Annotated in this window: 15 protein-coding genes; 5 read left to right on the top strand and 10 right to left on the bottom strand. The window is 66.1% G+C overall.

The window, feature by feature from the left end; genetic code table 11:
• Positions 1–4 precede the first annotated feature (4 nt).
• The 6 genes from OU998_RS03575 to OU998_RS03550 are packed head-to-tail and all read right to left on the bottom strand — an operon-like array spanning position 5 to position 5,553.
• Positions 5–496 (bottom strand): chemotaxis protein CheW, encoded by a 492-nt coding sequence (locus tag OU998_RS03575; protein WP_267515475.1) that lies wholly within the window; start codon positions 494–496, stop codon positions 5–7.
• Positions 496–2,316 carry a methyl-accepting chemotaxis protein gene (locus OU998_RS03570; protein ID WP_267515474.1) on the bottom strand — a complete coding sequence of 607 codons (1,821 nt, stop codon included), beginning with the start codon at positions 2,314–2,316 and terminating at the stop codon, positions 496–498. The genes OU998_RS03575 and OU998_RS03570 overlap by 1 nt, the downstream gene beginning before the upstream one ends.
• A 24-nt stretch (positions 2,317–2,340) precedes the next feature.
• Complete coding sequence (locus OU998_RS03565; protein ID WP_267515473.1) at positions 2,341–2,862, bottom strand: chemotaxis protein CheW; 522 nt, start codon at positions 2,860–2,862, stop codon at positions 2,341–2,343.
• The gene (locus OU998_RS03560; protein ID WP_267515472.1) at positions 2,859–4,883 is read right to left on the bottom strand and encodes a chemotaxis protein CheA; all 2,025 of its coding nucleotides are present in this window, start codon (positions 4,881–4,883) and stop codon (positions 2,859–2,861) included. The genes OU998_RS03565 and OU998_RS03560 overlap by 4 nt, the downstream gene beginning before the upstream one ends.
• Positions 4,880–5,248: a response regulator gene (locus OU998_RS03555; RefSeq protein WP_267515471.1), complete on the bottom strand. Its 369-nt coding sequence runs from the start codon at positions 5,246–5,248 to the stop codon at positions 4,880–4,882. The genes OU998_RS03560 and OU998_RS03555 overlap by 4 nt, the downstream gene beginning before the upstream one ends.
• Positions 5,245–5,553, bottom strand: coding sequence for an STAS domain-containing protein (locus OU998_RS03550; RefSeq protein ID WP_267515470.1), 309 nt, complete (start codon positions 5,551–5,553; stop codon positions 5,245–5,247). The genes OU998_RS03555 and OU998_RS03550 overlap by 4 nt, the downstream gene beginning before the upstream one ends.
• 208 nt (positions 5,554–5,761) lie before the next feature.
• On the opposite strand from OU998_RS03550, the gene OU998_RS03545 reads away from it, so the two are divergent.
• Positions 5,762–7,711, top strand: a complete 1,950-nt coding sequence (locus OU998_RS03545; protein ID WP_267515469.1) for a PAS domain-containing hybrid sensor histidine kinase/response regulator — start codon at positions 5,762–5,764, stop codon at positions 7,709–7,711.
• 4 nt (positions 7,712–7,715) lie between these two features.
• Here the strand turns inward: OU998_RS03545 and OU998_RS03540 are convergent, their stop codons facing one another.
• The 3 genes from OU998_RS03540 to OU998_RS03530 form a co-directional block, all read right to left on the bottom strand.
• Entirely contained in the window at positions 7,716–8,714 is a 999-nt protein-coding gene (locus OU998_RS03540) for an alpha/beta hydrolase (RefSeq protein ID WP_267515468.1), read from the bottom strand.
• Positions 8,715–8,765: 51 nt separating this feature from the next.
• Positions 8,766–10,073, bottom strand: a complete 1,308-nt coding sequence (locus OU998_RS03535; protein ID WP_267515467.1) for an MFS transporter — start codon at positions 10,071–10,073, stop codon at positions 8,766–8,768.
• Between the two features lie 86 nt (positions 10,074–10,159).
• Entirely contained in the window at positions 10,160–10,993 is an 834-nt protein-coding gene (locus tag OU998_RS03530) for a 2-keto-4-pentenoate hydratase (RefSeq protein WP_267515466.1), read from the bottom strand.
• Positions 10,994–11,163: 170 nt separating this feature from the next.
• Between OU998_RS03530 and OU998_RS03525 the strand changes: the two genes are divergently transcribed.
• Complete coding sequence (locus OU998_RS03525; RefSeq protein WP_267515465.1) at positions 11,164–12,216, top strand: LacI family DNA-binding transcriptional regulator; 1,053 nt, start codon at positions 11,164–11,166, stop codon at positions 12,214–12,216.
• 66 nt (positions 12,217–12,282) lie between these two features.
• Here the strand turns inward: OU998_RS03525 and OU998_RS03520 are convergent, their stop codons facing one another.
• Positions 12,283–12,945: an RpiB/LacA/LacB family sugar-phosphate isomerase gene (locus OU998_RS03520; RefSeq protein ID WP_267515464.1), complete on the bottom strand. Its 663-nt coding sequence runs from the start codon at positions 12,943–12,945 to the stop codon at positions 12,283–12,285.
• Positions 12,946–13,150: 205 nt separating this feature from the next.
• On the opposite strand from OU998_RS03520, the gene kduD reads away from it, so the two are divergent.
• From kduD to OU998_RS03505, 3 genes are all read left to right on the top strand, one after another.
• Entirely contained in the window at positions 13,151–13,909 is a 759-nt protein-coding gene (gene kduD / locus OU998_RS03515; protein ID WP_267515463.1) for a 2-dehydro-3-deoxy-D-gluconate 5-dehydrogenase KduD, read from the top strand.
• Between the two features lie 21 nt (positions 13,910–13,930).
• A complete protein-coding gene (locus tag OU998_RS03510; RefSeq protein ID WP_267515462.1) occupies positions 13,931–15,028 on the top strand; it encodes a sugar kinase in 1,098 nt (365 codons plus the stop codon).
• A gap of 191 nt (positions 15,029–15,219) precedes the next feature.
• Positions 15,220–16,872: a pectate lyase gene (locus tag OU998_RS03505; RefSeq protein WP_267515461.1), complete on the top strand. Its 1,653-nt coding sequence runs from the start codon at positions 15,220–15,222 to the stop codon at positions 16,870–16,872.
• The last annotated feature ends 2 nt before the right edge of the window (positions 16,873–16,874 follow it).

Raw genomic sequence — 16,874 nt, 5'->3', positions numbered from 1 at the left:
ACCATCAGGCCGCGCGGTCGACTTCGGAGAAGGACGCCAGTGAGACGGCGTCCGTACTGGACAACAGTCGGGGCAGATCGATCAGGACGACGAACCCCTCGTCGCGGCGGACGACGCCCGAGATATAGTCCGAGCGCCATTTGACGCCGATGTCGGGCGAAGGCTCGATCTGGTCGGCGGTGAAGGCCGTGACCTCGAACACCCGGTCGGCGACCAGACCCAGGCTCAGGGTCCGGTCCTCCAGCGGGATGTCCAGCACCAGGATACGGGTGTTCAGCGTCGGCTCGACCGGCGTCATGCCCAGGCGGATCCGCAGATCCGCCGTCGGCACGCCCCGACCCCGCACGTCCGTCAGGCCCAGCAGATAGTCGGGACCGTTGGGGATGCGGGAGGGGGCCTGATAGGTCAGGATTTCCCGCACCAGGCCGACCGGGGCGGCGAAGACCTCGTCACCCAGACCGAACGCGACATACTGGCCCTCTGCGGCTTCAGCCATCAGGCGCTCTCCCGGAAGTCCATGTCCTCGGCGTCCGCGCCGCCGGTGGTCATGTCCAGAGCAAAGCCCTTGGCGCGCGCCTGCTGGGCGTGGACGCTGGGCTTGGCCGGCGCAGCCTTGGCGACGGGACGACCGGCCGGCTTGGCGGCGGGCTTGAAGGTCGAGGCGCGGGCCGGAGCACGGGCCGGGGCGCGACCGGCGCGAGCGCCCGCCGTATCGGTGCGGAAGAAGGCGATCGAGGTCTGCAGCTCCTCGGCCTGGGCCGCCAGTTCCTCGGAGGTGGCCGACATCTGCTCGGACGCGCCGGCGTTCTGCTGGGTCACCTTGTCCAGTTGCTGGATGGCGTCATTGATCTGGCTGGCGCCGACGTCCTGTTCGCGGCAGGCGGCGCTGATCTCGGACACCAGTTCAGCGGTCTTGCGGATGTCCGGCACCAGGCGTTGCAGCATCTCGCCGGCTTCCTGGGCCGCCTTGACGGTGTCGCCCGAGACCGCGCCGATTTCGGCGGCGGCCGTCTGGCTGCGTTCGGCCAGTTTGCGCACTTCCGAGGCGACGACGGCGAAGCCCTTGCCGTGTTCCCCGGCGCGCGCGGCCTCGACCGCCGCGTTCAGGGCCAGCAGGTCGGTCTGGCGGGCGATCTCCTGCACGATGCCGATCTTCTCGGCGATGGTGCGCATGGCGTCCACCGCGCGGTTGACCGCCTCGCCGCTGGCCTCGGCGTCCTTGGACGACTGGCGCGAGATCTTCTCGGTCTGGGCGGCGTTGTCGGCGTTCTGTTTGATGTTGGCGGCCATTTCTTCCATCGAGGCCGAGGCCTGCTCGGCGGCGGCGGCCTGTTCGGTCGCACCCTGGCTCATCTGTTCCGAGGTGGCCGACAGCTCCTGGCTGCCCCCCGAGACATTGTCAGCGGCCGACAGGGCGTCAGTGACGACGCCGCGCAGGCGTTCGACCATGGACTGAAGCGAAAGACCCAGGGTGTCCTTGTCCGACAGCGGCTTGGGTTGGACCGTCAGGTCGCCGTTGGCGATCTCGTCGGCCATGGTGGCGGTGGCCTTCAGATTATCGGTCAGGCGGTTGAAGGCGTTGACCAGATCCTTGATCTCGTCGTTCGACTTGATCTCGACCCGCTCGTCCAGATCGCCGATGGCGACGGCGTCGGCCACGGTCATCAGACGGCTGAGACCCGCGCTGATGCCCAGGGCGATCCACAGGGCGAAGGCCACGGCGATGGCCAGGGCGGCCAGGGTGAGGCCGATTACCAGGTTGCGGGTGTCGGCATACTGTTTGGCCGTGTCTTCGGCGGCCTTCACCATGTTGCCCTGGTTCCGATTGACGATCTTCTGGAACAACTCGGTCATTTCATTGGCGTTGTTGCGGGCCTCCCCCGACGACAGGGCGGCCGCTTCCGCCGTCTGGCCGGCTGCGACCATTTCGGCCATCCGCGCTTGCAGAGTCGTCATGTTCGACAACAGAGCTTCCAGTCGCTGCCAATCCGGCTTTGCTGTCTCAACCGCCTTTTCCTTGCCCATCGCCAGCAGTTCGGCCATGGCCTCGCGAGATTCCGCTTCCTGCGCGATCTGGCGTTCCGCGTTTTCAGCGGAGGTCGACAGAATCAGGTTCTTTTCAGCACGGATCGCCTCAAGCAGACGTATGTTGGCTTGTTGCGAAATTTCGAGCCGCTTGGCGGGTCCATCGACCACCTGGGTGATCGCTTGGTTCAGGCTGCCCAGGCTATAGATGCCCAGGCCGGCGATGCCGACGAGCAGGATGATCATCATCCCGAAGCCGACGGCCAATTTGGCTTTAATGGTGAAACGCATACTCAAATTCCCTCGAAAAGCCGGTCAATGACGCGTGGCGGACGCGACCGGCTGGCGGGCGTCCTGCTGCTGATTGAAGATGGTCTGGAGGTCGGGAACGACGATGAATTCGCCGCCCCGCTTGACCAGGCATTGGATGAACTCGGGCCGCCAGCGCATGCCGACGCTGGGCGGCGCCTCGGAGTCGGCGCGGGCCAGGGTGGTGACTTCGTGAACCTTGTCGGTGCGGAGACCGACCAGAGTCGGCTCGCCGGACAGTTCGATCTCGATGACCACGATGCGGCTGTCGATCGTCGGCGCGTTCCGCTCAAGACCGAAGGCGACGCGCAGATCCGCCAGAGGAATGACCTTGCCGCGGAAGTTGATCACGGCGCCCGCAAAGGCGCCGGCGCCGGGCACCACGGTCTCGGGCGTCAGGTCCATGATCTCCTGCACGCCGACGGCGTGAAGGGCGAACAGTTCGCCGTTCAACTCGAAGGTCAGGACCTCGACCTGTTCGGCGCCGGTCCAGCCGGGGGCGGTGGCGAGTTCGGTCTGGGTGCTCATATGGCCTCACGCATCTGCGCCTCCTGCTGTTGGCCCTTGGCGACCAGGTGGCCGACATCCAGGATCAGGGCCACGCCGCCGTCGCCCAGGATGGTCGCGCCCGAGAAGGTCGGCAGGCCGGAATGGAGCTTGGACATCGACTTGATGACGGTCTGGTGGTCGCCGATGATCTGGTCGACGACCAGGCCGATCCGCTCGGTCCCGGTCGAGACGACAACGACCTTCTGGTGCAGTTCGGGCGGGGTGCCGGTCTCGAACATTTCGCGCAGGCGCAGATAGGGCACTAGGCTGTTGCGCAGCGAGATGAAGCTGCGACCGCGCGAGCGCAGGTCTTCGTCCAGCGACAGTTCCAGGCATTCCTCGACGGCGCCCAGCGGGATGACGTAGCGGCCCTGGCCGACACGGACCAGCAGGCCGTCGATAATGGCCAGGGTCAGCGGAATACGCAGCGATACCTCTGCGCCCTCGCCCAGGCGGCTGGTGATGTCGATCGAGCCGCGCAGCCCCTCGATGGTGCGCTTGACCACGTCCATGCCGACACCGCGACCGGACAGATTGGTCACCGCCGCCGCCGTGGAGAAGCCGGGGTGGAAGATCATCTGCAGCAGGTCGTGATCGCTGAGCGTGGCGCCCGGTTCGATCAAGCCATGAGACTCGGCTTTTGCGCGGACGCGGTCGCGGTCGATGCCCCGGCCGTCGTCGCGGATGGTGATCACCACCTCGCCGCCGGACTGATGGGCCGACAGACGGATGCGACCGGTCGCCGGCTTGCCGGCGGCGGCCCGTTCCTCGGCCGTCTCCAGCCCGTGGTCGGCGGCGTTACGGATCAGGTGGACCAGAGGGTCGGCCAGACGTTCGATGACCGTCTTGTCGATCTCGGTCGTCTCGCCGTCGGTCGACAGATCGATGACCTTGCCGGTCTCGCGAGCCAGGTCGTGGACCAGGCGACGGAACCGACCGAACAGGGTCGCGACCGGCACCATGCGCAGCACCATCATGGTGTCGCGCAGTTCGCCGGACAGCCGCTCGATCTCTTCCGACACGGCGCGCAGGGCGGTGTCGGTTCCGGAGTTGGAAATCTGGGTCAGGCGCGATTGCGCGATAACCAGTTCGCCGACCCGATCCATCAGTTCGTCCAGACGATCAGCGGGCACGCGCACGCTCTCGACGGCCTTGGCGGTCTTGGCGGCGCCGGCGTCGGCCTGGTCATTGGCGATAGCGGTCGGAGCCTTGGCCGGCCCTCGCGGCGTCATGTCAGCCTCCGGCGCCGAAGGCTTGACGGCCTCCGTCACGGCCAGAGCCGGCGCGGCTTCAGTCAGATCGGTCACGGCCGGCGCCGTCTCGTCCAGCGCCTCGATCGAAAGATTCATGTCGTCGATGACGAAGATGAAGACGTCCTCGATCACCGCCCGGTCCTGATCGGTCGTCAGGGTTACGTCCCAGGCCAGATAGTGGTCGGTGGGGTCGATCTCGCCGAGCGGCGGCACCCGCGAGACGTCGGCCACGACGCGGGCCTCGCCCATCTCACGCAGCTCGGCCAGCAAGGCGAGAGGATTGGAGCCGTTCTTGAAGGCGTTGGTCGGCAGATCGAACTTGATGCGCCATGTCGTCAGGGCCGGCGTCACGACGGCGGGAGGGCCCGCGCCGTCAGCCTCTTGGACGGCCCGTTCCAGATCGGCCAACAGCAGGTCGCCCGCCGCGCCGTGGTCGCCCGACGGGTCCTCCATCAGCTGGCGCATATGATCCCGCGCCGCCAGAACGGCCGAGACCAGATCGGTCGTCGCCGCCACCTCGCCCTTGCGAACCCTATCGAAGGCCGTCTCGCAGTGGTGGGTGAAACCGGCCAGGGCGTCGAAGCCGAACATCGACCCGGACCCCTTCAGGGTGTGAAGCCCGCGAAACACGGCGTCGACCAGGTCGCGATCATCGGGCTGGTCCAGCAGATCCAGCAGCCCCTGCTCGATCAACTCAAGGTTTTCTCTCGCTTCCACTTGGAAGACGGCAATGGCTTCGTCACTCATCTGCCCAGCACCTTCTTGGCGACACGCACCAGTTGATCGGGGTCAAAGGGTTTGGTCAGCCACCCCGTGGCTCCGGCGGCCTTGGCCCGAGCCTTGAAACCTTCGTCGGATTCTGTGGTCAGGAAGACGATCGGCACGCCCATCTGATCGGGCATGCGACGCATTTCCTCGATCATGGTCAGGCCGTCCATAACCGGCATATTGAGGTCGGTGATGATCAGGTCGAAGGCGCTGGCCTTGGCTTTCTCGATACCCTCGGCGCCATTGACGGCCTCGACCACCGAATATCCGGCGTTCGTCAGCGCGATCTTCAGCGCGACGCGGATGCTGGGCGAGTCATCGACCGTGAGAATCGAAGCGGTCATTGAGCGGGTCCTTCGTGAAGCCAGAACTGAAGATCATCTGAGGCGGCGTCCGTCAGGAAGCCGGCGGCTTCCAGCACAGGCCTGAAACCGGTTACGGGACGTTCAAGAACCAGGGTCTTTCCCACAGCGCGGGCCTGGCGCCGAGCGGACTCGATCAGCTGCAAACCGCACAAATCGACGCTCTGATCGTCAACGAGGTCGAGGCTGATCGTGTCGTCCTCTTCAAAGGCGTCGAGAATCGACTGCCGGATGACAGCGGCGTTCTTCACCACCAGCGCAGCATCGATAGACAAACGTTTCGTCATGCCCCGTCCCTACAAGCGCGGCCTACTGCCACGCGTAATGGAGACATGTTTGACGAGCGCGGTTAAATCAGCATCAAGGCGCTTATACGCAATTATACCTAGCTTTGCCGTTAGCCTTACCTTTGGCAACGCAAGGATGTGCTTAACCTAGATTTCACTCTGGTCTGCCAAAGCTCCCAAATGCCAGAAGGGCTGACGGGGTTCAGAATTGATCGATTCAAACGCACAGGCTGCGGGCGCTCGACACAAGGATGTTGAGGACGGCTCGCCTTACGAAGGCGACCGGTTTCACGCGCAGATCGCCGACGCCTCGCCCGCCTATATCTGGCTGCTGGACCCGCAGGGTCGGATCGTCCACATCAATCCGGCGGCCCGCCGCTTTCAGCCGGATGAGCCGCCCCCCCATACAATGGCTTGGCTTGACGCCTGGCCCGCCGACTGTCGCTCCTCCATCGAGCGGGGGGTGGAGGAGGCGCAGGACGGTCGGGCGTTCGCCTTCCGGACGCGCTTTTCCAAGGATCACCTGGACGCCGCCTATCTGGACACGACGGTCAGCGCCGTGCGTGACGAGACCGGCCGCATCATACGTCTTCTGGTCAAGGCTGAGGACGTAACGACCGAAACGGAAGCCGCCGCCTTTCTGAACACCGTCATCGACGTTCTGCCTCTGGCCCTTACGGTTAAGGACGCACGATCCGGCCGCTATATCCTGGCCAACCGCGCGGCGGAAAACCTATTCGGGAAGTTCGACGGCCTCAACGGCCTGCTGGCCGCCGAAGTGCTGCAGCCCGCCTTCGCGAAATGGGCGGCCGACGCTGCGCCCGGCTTGGGCTCACAGTCAGCGGTGCACGAGGTGCCGACGCCCACCGGACTACGTCATCTCTCCGCCACCAAGGTCGCCACCTACGACGATGAGGGCGTGCGCCACCTAATCGGCCTGACCGAGGACATCACCCAGAAGCACCGCGACGCGGACGCCTTGCGTTCCGCCCTGAAAGCGGCGGAACAGGCCAATCAGGCCCGCAGCGCCTTCGTCAGCAACATCAGTCACGAAATCCGCACCCCGCTGAACGGCGTCATCGCCGGCGCCGATTTGCTCGCCGCCCGATCCAGCACACCTGACGTTCAAGAGGTGACGGCCATGATCCGATCCTCCGCCGCCGCCCTCCAGGATCGGTTCCAGGATCTATTGGCTGTCGCGCAACTCGATGGCGACGAGGCCGCCCCCCATTCAGAGACCTGTCAGTTCACGCAACTGATCGAGCGTTTGACCCATCCCTATCGAGACGCCGCCGTCGCCAAGGGACTGAAGTTCAGCGTCGCGATGTCTCCGGATCTTCCCCGCGTCTTTACGGGCGACGCCGCCGCCTTGCAGCGGGTTCTGGTTCCGCTGCTCGACAACGCCGTCAAGTTCACTCACCGCGGCGATATCCGCCTCGCCGTTGGGCCGCGCCTCGGCGGAGGTCTTCGTTTCGCCTGCATAGACACGGGGATCGGCTTCGACCCCGCTATGAAGGAGGCCATTTTCACGGCCTTCCACCAGCAAGACTCAGCCCTCACCCGCACGTTCGGCGGCATGGGGTTGGGCCTGTCCCTCGCCCGAGAAGCCGCTCGTAGACTCGGGGGCGTGGTCGATGCCGCCCCCCGCGAGACCGGGGGCTCCCTATTCTGGCTGGATCTGCCCCCGACCGAGGCGATGCCTGGGCCCGCCGCCCTGCCGGCAGCCCTGCCCGCAGCTCGGTGGCGCGTTCTCGTCGCCGACGATCATCCGACCAACCGCAGGATCCTTGAGATGATCCTGGAAACCGTCGCGGACATCACCACCGCCGTAGATGGAGTCGAGGCGTTGGAAGCCGCGCAACGCGAACGCTTCGATGTCATCCTGATGGATATCCAGATGCCCCGCATGGACGGCATCACGGCGGTCGCCCGTATTCGACAGGCGGAACGCGAGGCGTCGCAGCCCCCCGTCCCCATCATCATGCTGACCGCCAACACCCAGCCTGAACACATGGAGGCCGCCCGCAAGGCCGGCGCCGATCGGCACATGGGCAAACCGTTCACGCTCGACTTGCTGCTCAGCGAGATCCAGGCCCTACTGCCGTCTTGCGGTCAGGATACGGACGCGAATCTCGCCTGGACCATCTCAGCGGCCTGACCGGCTAAAGAGCAAAGTCGAGCCGCCGGCCCCACGCCCGGACCAGGTCAGGCCACACTTCGGCGGGTCGCCCCCTGATCAGGCGGACGCCGAACCCGTGTCCGCCTTCCTGGAACAGATGCGCCTCGGCCGGAACGCCGGCGGCCTTCAGCTTAGATAAGAGCAGAAGACTATTCTCCACCGGCACGGCGCCGTCATCCATGGCGTGCAACAGAAACACCGGCGCCGCGCCGGTCCAGTCCATCCGCTCTAGGGAATAGGCGGCGACACGCTCGGCCGACGGCGCATCGCCCAGCAGATGGGCGCGGGATCCGGCGTGGACGAACGGATCGGCCATGGTCGCTACGGGATACATCAGCACCGTCAGGTCGGGCCGCAGCGAAACCGTGTCGGACGCGTCCACCGGATCATAGGTCGCATCCGTCCTGACACTGGCCAGACCCGCCAGATGGCCGCCGGCGGAGGCCCCCAGCACGCCGATCTTGGCGGGGTTCACGCCATAGTCGGCCGAACGGCTTCGGATCAGGCGAAGCGCGCGTTGGGCGTCCTGCAAGGGCGCGTCCGCTCCGGCGGCCCAGCCGTCGGCCGGCAGTCGGTAGCGCAGGACGAAACAGGTCGTGCCCGATGCGGCGAAGACGCGGGCGACGTCGTACCCCTCCTTGTCCAGCACCGCCCAGCGATAGCCGCCGCCGGGGATCAGCAGCAGGGCGGACCCATTCGGTCGCTCTGGACGGAACACCGTCAGGATCGGGTCCGTCGTGTACTGGGCGTATCGGTCATGGAAGGCCGGGTCGGTCGATCGTTCCGGCACGATGGGAGTGACGGACACCCCCTCCCCGCCCGGCGCGCCGTTCGGCCAGAGCCGAATGACTTCGGCAGGGTCGGGCGGCGCCAGAGCGGACGCCGAGGGCGCGCCGACGGCTTGGCAAGCCAGTGCTGGACGAGCGGCGCCCGCCGCCGCCACGGCGGCCAAGCCCAGCAGGCTTCTGCGTTCTATCTTCATGTCACCGCCCCAAGGAAGGCAGCGGCCGGGACATCCCGGCCGCTTGCGGGATCAGACCTTGGCCGGCGCGTATTTCGGCGACAGCAGATGGATGACCAGCAGGGCGATCAGATAGGCCGACGCCGCCACCACGAAGATCGGCGTATAGCTGCCGATCTTATCCAGCACATAGCCCGCGTACTTGGCCATGGCCATGCCGCCGATACCGCCGACCATTCCGCCGATGCCAACGACCGAACCGACCGCCGAACGCGGGAAGACATCGCCCGGCATGGCGTAAAGATTGGCCGAAAAGCCTTGGTGCGCAGCTGTGGCCACGCCGATGATCAGCACCGCCAGCCAAACGCTGGAAGCCATGCCCGCGAAGGCGACCGGAACCACGGCCAGGGCGCAGATCAGCATGGTCAGCTTGCGCGCCGCGCCCAGGCTCATGCCCCGCTTCAGAAACTGCCCCGACAGCCAGCCGCCGCCCACCGAACCGAAATCAGACAGCAGATAGATGGCGATCAGCGGCGGGCCGAAGGTCAGCAGGTCCAGGTCGTATTGCGAGCCGAGGAAGCCCGGCAGCCAGAACAGGAAGAACCACCAGATCGGGTCAATCAGGAACTTGCCCAGCGCATAGGCCCAGGTCTCCTTGACCGTCAGCAGCTTCAACCAACCCACTTTCTCGACGGGATCAGGCGTGTCCTGTTCGATCCAGGCCAGTTCAGCCGGCGTGATGCGCGGATGTTCACGCGGCCGCTTGTAGAGCCAGAACCAGATCGGGGCCCAGATCAGACCGGCAAGCCCCAAGATGATGATGGCCATTTCCCAGGCGGGATTCTCACGCGTGCCGAACCAGACGGTGGCGATCAGCGGAATGAGGATGGGCGTCAGTATGGCGCCGATATTGGTGCCGGCGTTGAATATGCCGACCGCAAAGGCGCGTTCCTTCTTGGGGAACCATTCGGTGACGGCCTTGATGCCGGCGGGGAAGCCGCCGCCCTCGCCGATTCCAAGGGCCACACGCGCGGCTATAGCCCCGCCCATGCCGCGGATGCCCGCGTGGAAAATGAAGGCGATCTGCCAAATGATGAAGGCCAGACCGAAGCCCCAACGCGCCCCGATCTTATCGACGATCCGGCCCCACAGCAGATAGGAGACCGCATAGGAGGCCTGGAACCAGAAGATGATGTCGGCATAGTCCGTCTCGGTCCAGCCGAACTCGGTCATCAGCGTCGGCTTCAGCACGCCGATGGCCTGCCGGTCGACATAGTTGATGACCATGGCGGCGAACAGCAGCCACACGATCACCCACCGGTACTTGCCCGGCGAAGGCGCCTTTATCTTGATCGGACCTGTGCTCGACGCGTCAGTCATGACTCTTACCCGTTCCTGATGTTCCTCGGCGCGCCCCGTCTTCTAGTTCGACCTCGAGGGTGAACGGGTTCAGCGCCAGATGATGTTTACTTCGCTTCGGCCCTCACGACCGAACATTGGAGTTCAGCGATACCCTTGAACACGCACACGGCCTGATCTCCGGCGTGGACCCGGTGAACGCCGGTGACTGCGCCGGTCGAGACCAGCATTCCGGCCGTCAGCGGACGGCCCCAGCGCGCACAGTGTTCCAGCAGGAACCGCACGGATTCCATCGCCCCGCCCTCGAGCGACGGCGAACCGCCCACGCCGACGCTGGCGCCGTTGATGACAGTCTCGACCTGAATATCGTCCAGCGTATCGCGCCAGTCCTCCAGCTCGGGGCCCACGACCAGTCCGCCGTTGTTGCCGAAGTCCGACGCCACCACGGCCGAGCCCAGGTCATTGATCGCCGACAAGGGGCTGCCGGCCAGTTCGACGCCGACGAAGACCTTGTCGATCACGGCCCGTGCCTCGTCGATGGTCCATTCGGTCTTGGCGGGGTCCACGCCCGTCCCGATCCGCGCGATGAACTCGGCTTCGACGGCGGCGAATCCGCCTTCGATCTCGGGAAGGGGCGTGGCCGCACCGGCCTTCGCCGGCCAGACATTGGCGGAGAAGATGGCGCCGGCCAGCCGGTGCACGGCCAGCTTCGGCCGCTGCGCCGGCGGCACCCCGCCGACCTTCCAGCCCACGACCGTATCGGGCGCCAGCCCGATGGCGATGTCCTGAATGGCGTAGGATTCAGCCATGGTCTGCGGAATACGGCCTGGATAGTCCGGCGTGCAGCGCCGGGCCAGGCGGGCCGAGACGAACTGTTGCGCGATGGCCGTCGCTTCGGCGGTCAAGTCGTCGCCGGACATCGTGACGGGAGTCGCGCTCATTGTGCGCCGCTCGCGGATAGGGGGATGGAAATCACAACCGTGGCCTCTTGAACAAGCTTCGATAAGAGCGACGAAGGAAACCGGTGTCAATCCGGTTTAGAACAGGCCCATGGCGTCGGAGGCGAGTCGCGGCTATGGCTGGGGTTCGACAAGAAGGAAGGAGCCGGACCTTGGCTCAAGACGATCCGCGCGCCGGCAAGCCGGGAAAGCGGGCCACCATCAATGACGTCGCGCGCGAGGCCCGGGTCTCCAAGAAGACAGTCTCGCGGGTCATCAACCAGTCGCCCTTCGTCAAGGAGGACACGCGCGAACGCGTCAACGCCGTCATCAAGGACCTGGGCTTCACCCCCGATCCCCAGGCGCGCGGCCTCGCCTTCCGCCGCTCGTTCCTGATCGGTCTGATCTACGACAATCCAAGTCCGACCTATGTCGTGAACATGCAGCAGGGGGTTCTGGACGCCCTCAAGGGTTCGGGCCTGGAGCTGGTCGTCCATCCCTGCAACCGCAATTCGCCGACCCTGCTGGAAGATATTCGCGGCTTCGTCGAGCGCCAGCGCCTGTACGGCGTCATCATGCCGCCCTCGGTGTCCGAGGACGAACACGTCATCGACCTGCTGCGCGAACTGGACTGCCCCTATGTCCGCATCGCCTCTGTGGCTCTGGACGAGCCCGAGGTCATGGTGGTGACGAACGACGGCGTCGGCGCCGCCGAAGCGGCCAATCATCTGGCGGACCTGGGGCACAGCCGCATCGGCCTGGTGCGCGGCCCGGACCTGTTCCGTTCCTCGGCCGTTCGCAGCAAGGGGTTCGTCAACGCCCTGGCCGCACGCGGCATCCCGCTGGACCCTGACCTCGACTTCAAGGGCGCCTATACGTTCGAATCCGGGGTCGAGGCAGGGCACGCGCTTCTCTCCCTGGCCAAGCCCCCCAGCGCCATTTTCGCCCTGAACGACGACATGGCCATCGGCGTCATGCAGGCCGCCCGCGAGCGCGGCCTCGAACTGCCGCGCGACCTTTCGGTGGTGGGTTTCGACGACCTGCCGATGGCGGCGCGTGTCTGGCCGAACCTGACCTCGGTCCGGCTTCCGATTCGCGACATGGGGCGGATGGCGGCCGAAAAGCTTCTGGCGCCCCTGCGCGGCGTCGATCCGGCCGAGCTACAGCAGCAGCCGGTTCGCCCGGCGCTTGTTGGGCGCAAGTCAGCGATTCCGTTGAGCGACTGACCGAACCCGTCGATGAGAGGGGTGTTCGGCGCGCGGTCTCCGACGCACCGAACACCCCCTGGTCGATCAGACCGTTTCAAGCACCGGCGAAGTGCTGACGACGCTCTTCAGATAGTCGCGAATGCCCTGGTCCGTCGCATTGGCGAAGAAGTATTCGGAGAAGCGTTCACCCGCCACGGTCGCCTTGAGCAGATCCTGGTCGATGGATTTCAGAACCGTCAGCATGTCCTTGCAGGTCACGGCTTTCAGATCCTTCAGGATGCCGCGGTTCTTGCGCATGATCTCGGCGCGCTCCCGCGGATAGCCCAGACCGCGCTCGCCCTCGAACAGCTTGCGATAGACGTCCTGAAGGTTCAGCTCCGCCGCCCAGCCGAAGCCCTTGGCGTAGGGCATGGAGATGGCGTTGCCGTCGTTGATCTGGCCGAACAGGAAGGCGTCGGTCGGGTCGATGACCAGGCCGCAGAAGACGCCCGGCATGCTGTTGCAGGCCAGCATGGAGCCCATGCCGGTCCCGCATCCGGTGACCACGAAATCGGCGGCGCCCGAGTTCAGCAGAATGCCGGTCAGCAGGCCGTTCATGACATAGGTCAGGGACGCCTTGTCGTCGGCGGCGTACATTCCGTAGTGGAACACCTGATGCCCCATCGGCTCGGCGACGGCGGTCAGGGCGGCATGCACAGTCTCGCTCTTGGCGGCCTGGCTGTTTTCGATGATGAGCGCGATCTTCATGGGGGATTCTCCTGGGTATGACGAGCGCCACCGACCCTATCACAAACGTCGGGGCCCTCGGGTGCGACGAAGCAGCCGAAGCGGCGAACCTGTGTTTTCGATTATGGTCTAAGCGTTTGCATCGGTATATGACACCGGTTACCAACACAGACAAGCCGGGTCCGTTCCGGCGCCTGAAATAGATCTGAGAGGAAACGTACCTGTCATGAGCAACCCATTCGACCTGACCGGCAAGGTCGCCCTGGTCACCGGCGGCAATGTGGGCCTGGGGCAGGGCATCGCCCTGGCTCTGGCCGAGGCCGGGGCCGACATCGTCTCCGTCGCCTTGTCCGATTCCGACGAAACCGTCGCCCTGGTTCAGGCCATGGGCCGTCGCGCCCATGCCGTCAGCGCCGACCTGACCTCGATCGAGCCGGTCGGACGGGTGGTTGAGGAAGCCCTGGCGGCCATGGGCCGGATCGACATCCTGGTGAACAACGCCGGCCTGATCCGCCGCGCCGATGCGGTGGACTTCACCGAGGCCGACTGGGACCTGGTGATGAACATCAATCTGAAGACCGTCTTCTTCATGAGCCAGGCGGTCGCCCGCCTGTTCATCAAACAGGGCGACGGCGGCAAGATCATCAATATCGCCTCCATGCTGTCATTCCAGGGCGGCATCCGCGTGCCCTCCTATACGGCCTCCAAGTCGGGCGTCGCCGGCCTGACCAAGCTGATGGCCAACGAGTGGGCGCCCCACCGCATCACCGCCAACGCCATCGCGCCCGGCTATTTCGCCACCGCCAACACCCAGGCCCTGCGCGAGGATCCGGTCCGTTCGGCCGAGATCCTGGGCCGGATTCCGGCCGGCCGCTGGGGCGAGCCGTCGGATCTGGGGGGCGCCGCCGTCTTCCTGGCCAGCCGGGCCTCGGACTATGTCCAGGGCGCCATCCTGCCGGTCGACGGCGGCTGGCAGGCGCGCTGAGACACGGCTAAGCCTGTACGCATGACCCACACCGACAGCCCGGCGGGGCCTCAAGCCGCGAGCGACCGCGTCGCGAGCATAGGCCCCCAAAAGGGTGGACGAATCCTCTGCTTCGGCGAGATGCTGCTGCGGTTCTCGCCGAACCAGAACGAGCTTTTGCTCCAGTCCCCCGCCCTGACGGTCCGTCCGGCGGGGGCCGAGGCGAACGTGGCCGTGTCCCTGGCCCAGTTCGGCGCCCCGACCAGCCTGGCCACCGTCCTGGCCGACAACCCCCTGGGCCGCGCGGCGCGGGACGAGGTGCGCAAACACGGGGTCGACGCCTCGCCCGTGGTGTTCAAGCCGGGACGGATGGGGCTGTATTTCCTGACGCCCGGCGCGGTGCGTCGCCCGTCCGAGGTTCTGTACGACCGCGCCGGCTCGGCCTTCGTCGAACATGTGAACACCGCCTTCGACTGGGACCAGTTGCTGGACGGGGTCGAATGGCTGCACGCCTCGGGCGTGACCCCGGCGACGGGGCCGAACGGCTCGGCCGCCGCCGTCGCCCTGATCGAGACCGCTGTCCGCAAGGGGGTCAAGGTCAGCTATGACGGCAATTTCCGCGGCAAGCTGTGGGAGCAGTGGGACGGCGATCCGCCCGCCACCCTGGGCCGGATGCTGGCCGGCGCCACGCTCGCCTTCGCCGACGACCGCGACTTCGCCCTGGTGCTCAAGACCCGGTTCGACGATCCCGATCCCGCCGTGCGCCGTCGCCGGGCCGCAGCCGCCGCCTTCGCCGCCTTCCCCCGCCTGCAACGCATCGCCTGCACCCTGCGCGTCCAGGACAGCGTCGCCGACCAGGCCCTGTCCGCCGTCATGCTGACCCGCAGCCCAGACGGCGTGATCGAGACCCAGGCCGAGGCCATTCAGCTGGCCGGCGTCATCGACCGCGTCGGCGGCGGCGACGCCTTCGCCTCCGGCGTCCTGTTCGGCCTGTGGAGCGGATGGACGGACCAACAGGCCCTCGACTTCGGCCTGGCCGCCGCCGGCCTCAAACACTCCGTCCCCGGCGACTTCAACCTGTTTTCGGCGGAGGATGTCCACGCCGCAATGCAGGATAATGGGTTCGATATCCGACGATAGAGCTGGAAATTATCTCCAGGGTTTCTCCAGCTATTGTCCAGGTATTGCGCGGCTTCTCCATGCCTTCAAACCGGGGCAAGGTCGTTGACGGACCAATTGCCGCCGGGACTAGGAAACCGGTGTCAATCATGCTTCAGTCCGCCCTCGAAACGGTCGCCAAGAGCCGGTCGAGAGGTCACCCAGGAGTTCCCATGCCCGCACCGTCCATGAACCGTCGCGCCCTGCTGGCCGCCGGCGCCGCCGCCACCTTCGTCGCCGCCTCGGCCCCCGCCCTGCCCGCCGGCGCCCAGGCCTCGCCCGACCGCGCCGCCGTTCTGGACGCCATGAAGCGCGCCGCCCGGTTCATGGTCGAGGAGGCCGCTGTGCAAGGCGGCTACGTCTGGCAATACCTGCCCGACTTCTCGCGCCGCTGGGGGGAACTGGAGGCCGGCCCGACCATGATCTGGGTCCAGCCGCCCGGTACGGCCACCATGGGCCACCTCTACCTGGACGCCTATCACGCCACCGGCGACGCCTTCTATTACGAGGCCGCCAAGTCCGCCGCCGACGCCCTGATCCGGGGCCAGCACCCGGCCGGCGGCTGGAACTATGTCATCGACACCGCCGGCGAAGACTCGCTGAAACAGTGGTACGCCACGGTCGCCGCCAACGCCTGGCGGCTGGAGGAATTCCACCACTACTATGGCAACGCCACCTTCGACGACGCCGGCACGGCCGAGGCGTCGCAGCTGCTGCTGCGGGTCTATCTGGAGAAGAAGGACCGCAAATATCTGGCGCCGCTGAACAAGGCGATCCGCTTCGTTCTGGACAGCCAGTACGCCAACGGCGGCTGGCCCCAGCGCTATCCCTTCGTCGAAAACGGCGGCCTGCACGGGCACGCCGACTACACCCCCTACATCACCTTCAACGACGATGTGGCGGGCGAGAACCTGGAGTTCCTGATCTACGCCTATCACGGCCTGGCCCGGAACGGTCGCGGCGACGCCAGGGTGCTGGACGCCATCCACCGCGGCATGGACATCTTCGTAAAGACCCAGCAGCCGCAGCCGCAACCGGCGTGGGGCCTGCAACATTTCCCTGACACGCTGAAGCCGGCCGGCGCCCGCACCATCGAGCCCCAGGCCTTCGTCACCCATGCGACAGGGACGAACATCAAGTCGATGCTGGGCTTCTACCGCCTGACCGGCGACCGCAAATATCTGGCCCGCCTGCCCGAGGCCATGGACTGGCTGGACCAGGTCGCGACCAAGCCGCCGCTGAACACGCCGGGCCGGACGCATCCGACGTTCGTCCTCGAGGGCGCCAACACCCCGATCTACATCCACCGGCGCGGCTCCAACATCGCCAACGGCCAGTATTACGCCGACGACAATCCGACCAATCTGATCGTCCACTACGGCTCGTTCCGCAACGTGGACACCCCGGCCCTGCGCGCCGAATATGCACGCCTGTCGGCCCTGTCCGTCGAGGAGGCGACGCGCGGTTCACCGCTGAAGGCCCGCCCTGGCTCGCTGAACCTGCCGAGATATTTCACGCTTCAGGACGTGGACGTCTGGGACATGTCCAGCGATGCGCGGCGCCTGAGCCGTCCGCACGCCAACCGCGCCGCCGAGGTGATGGCAGGCCTGAATGCGCGCGGCTATTGGTCCACACCGCTGACCACGACCTCCAACCCCTACAAGGGTCCGTCGCCCACAGCGGTGACCGGCGGCGAGTATCAGATGACCCGCGTCGGGGATCTGTGGGACACCTCGCCCTATCAGACCGACTTCCCGGTCGAGGGGGTCTCGACCGCCGTCTTCATCCGCAACATGGGCGACCTGATCGAGGCTCTGGGCGCGTAAGC

It is taken from the genome of Brevundimonas sp. SL130 (assembly GCF_026625805.1).
In the GTDB taxonomy this organism is placed as follows: domain Bacteria; phylum Pseudomonadota; class Alphaproteobacteria; order Caulobacterales; family Caulobacteraceae; genus Brevundimonas.
This window is presented reverse-complemented; position numbering and strand designations above follow the sequence as displayed.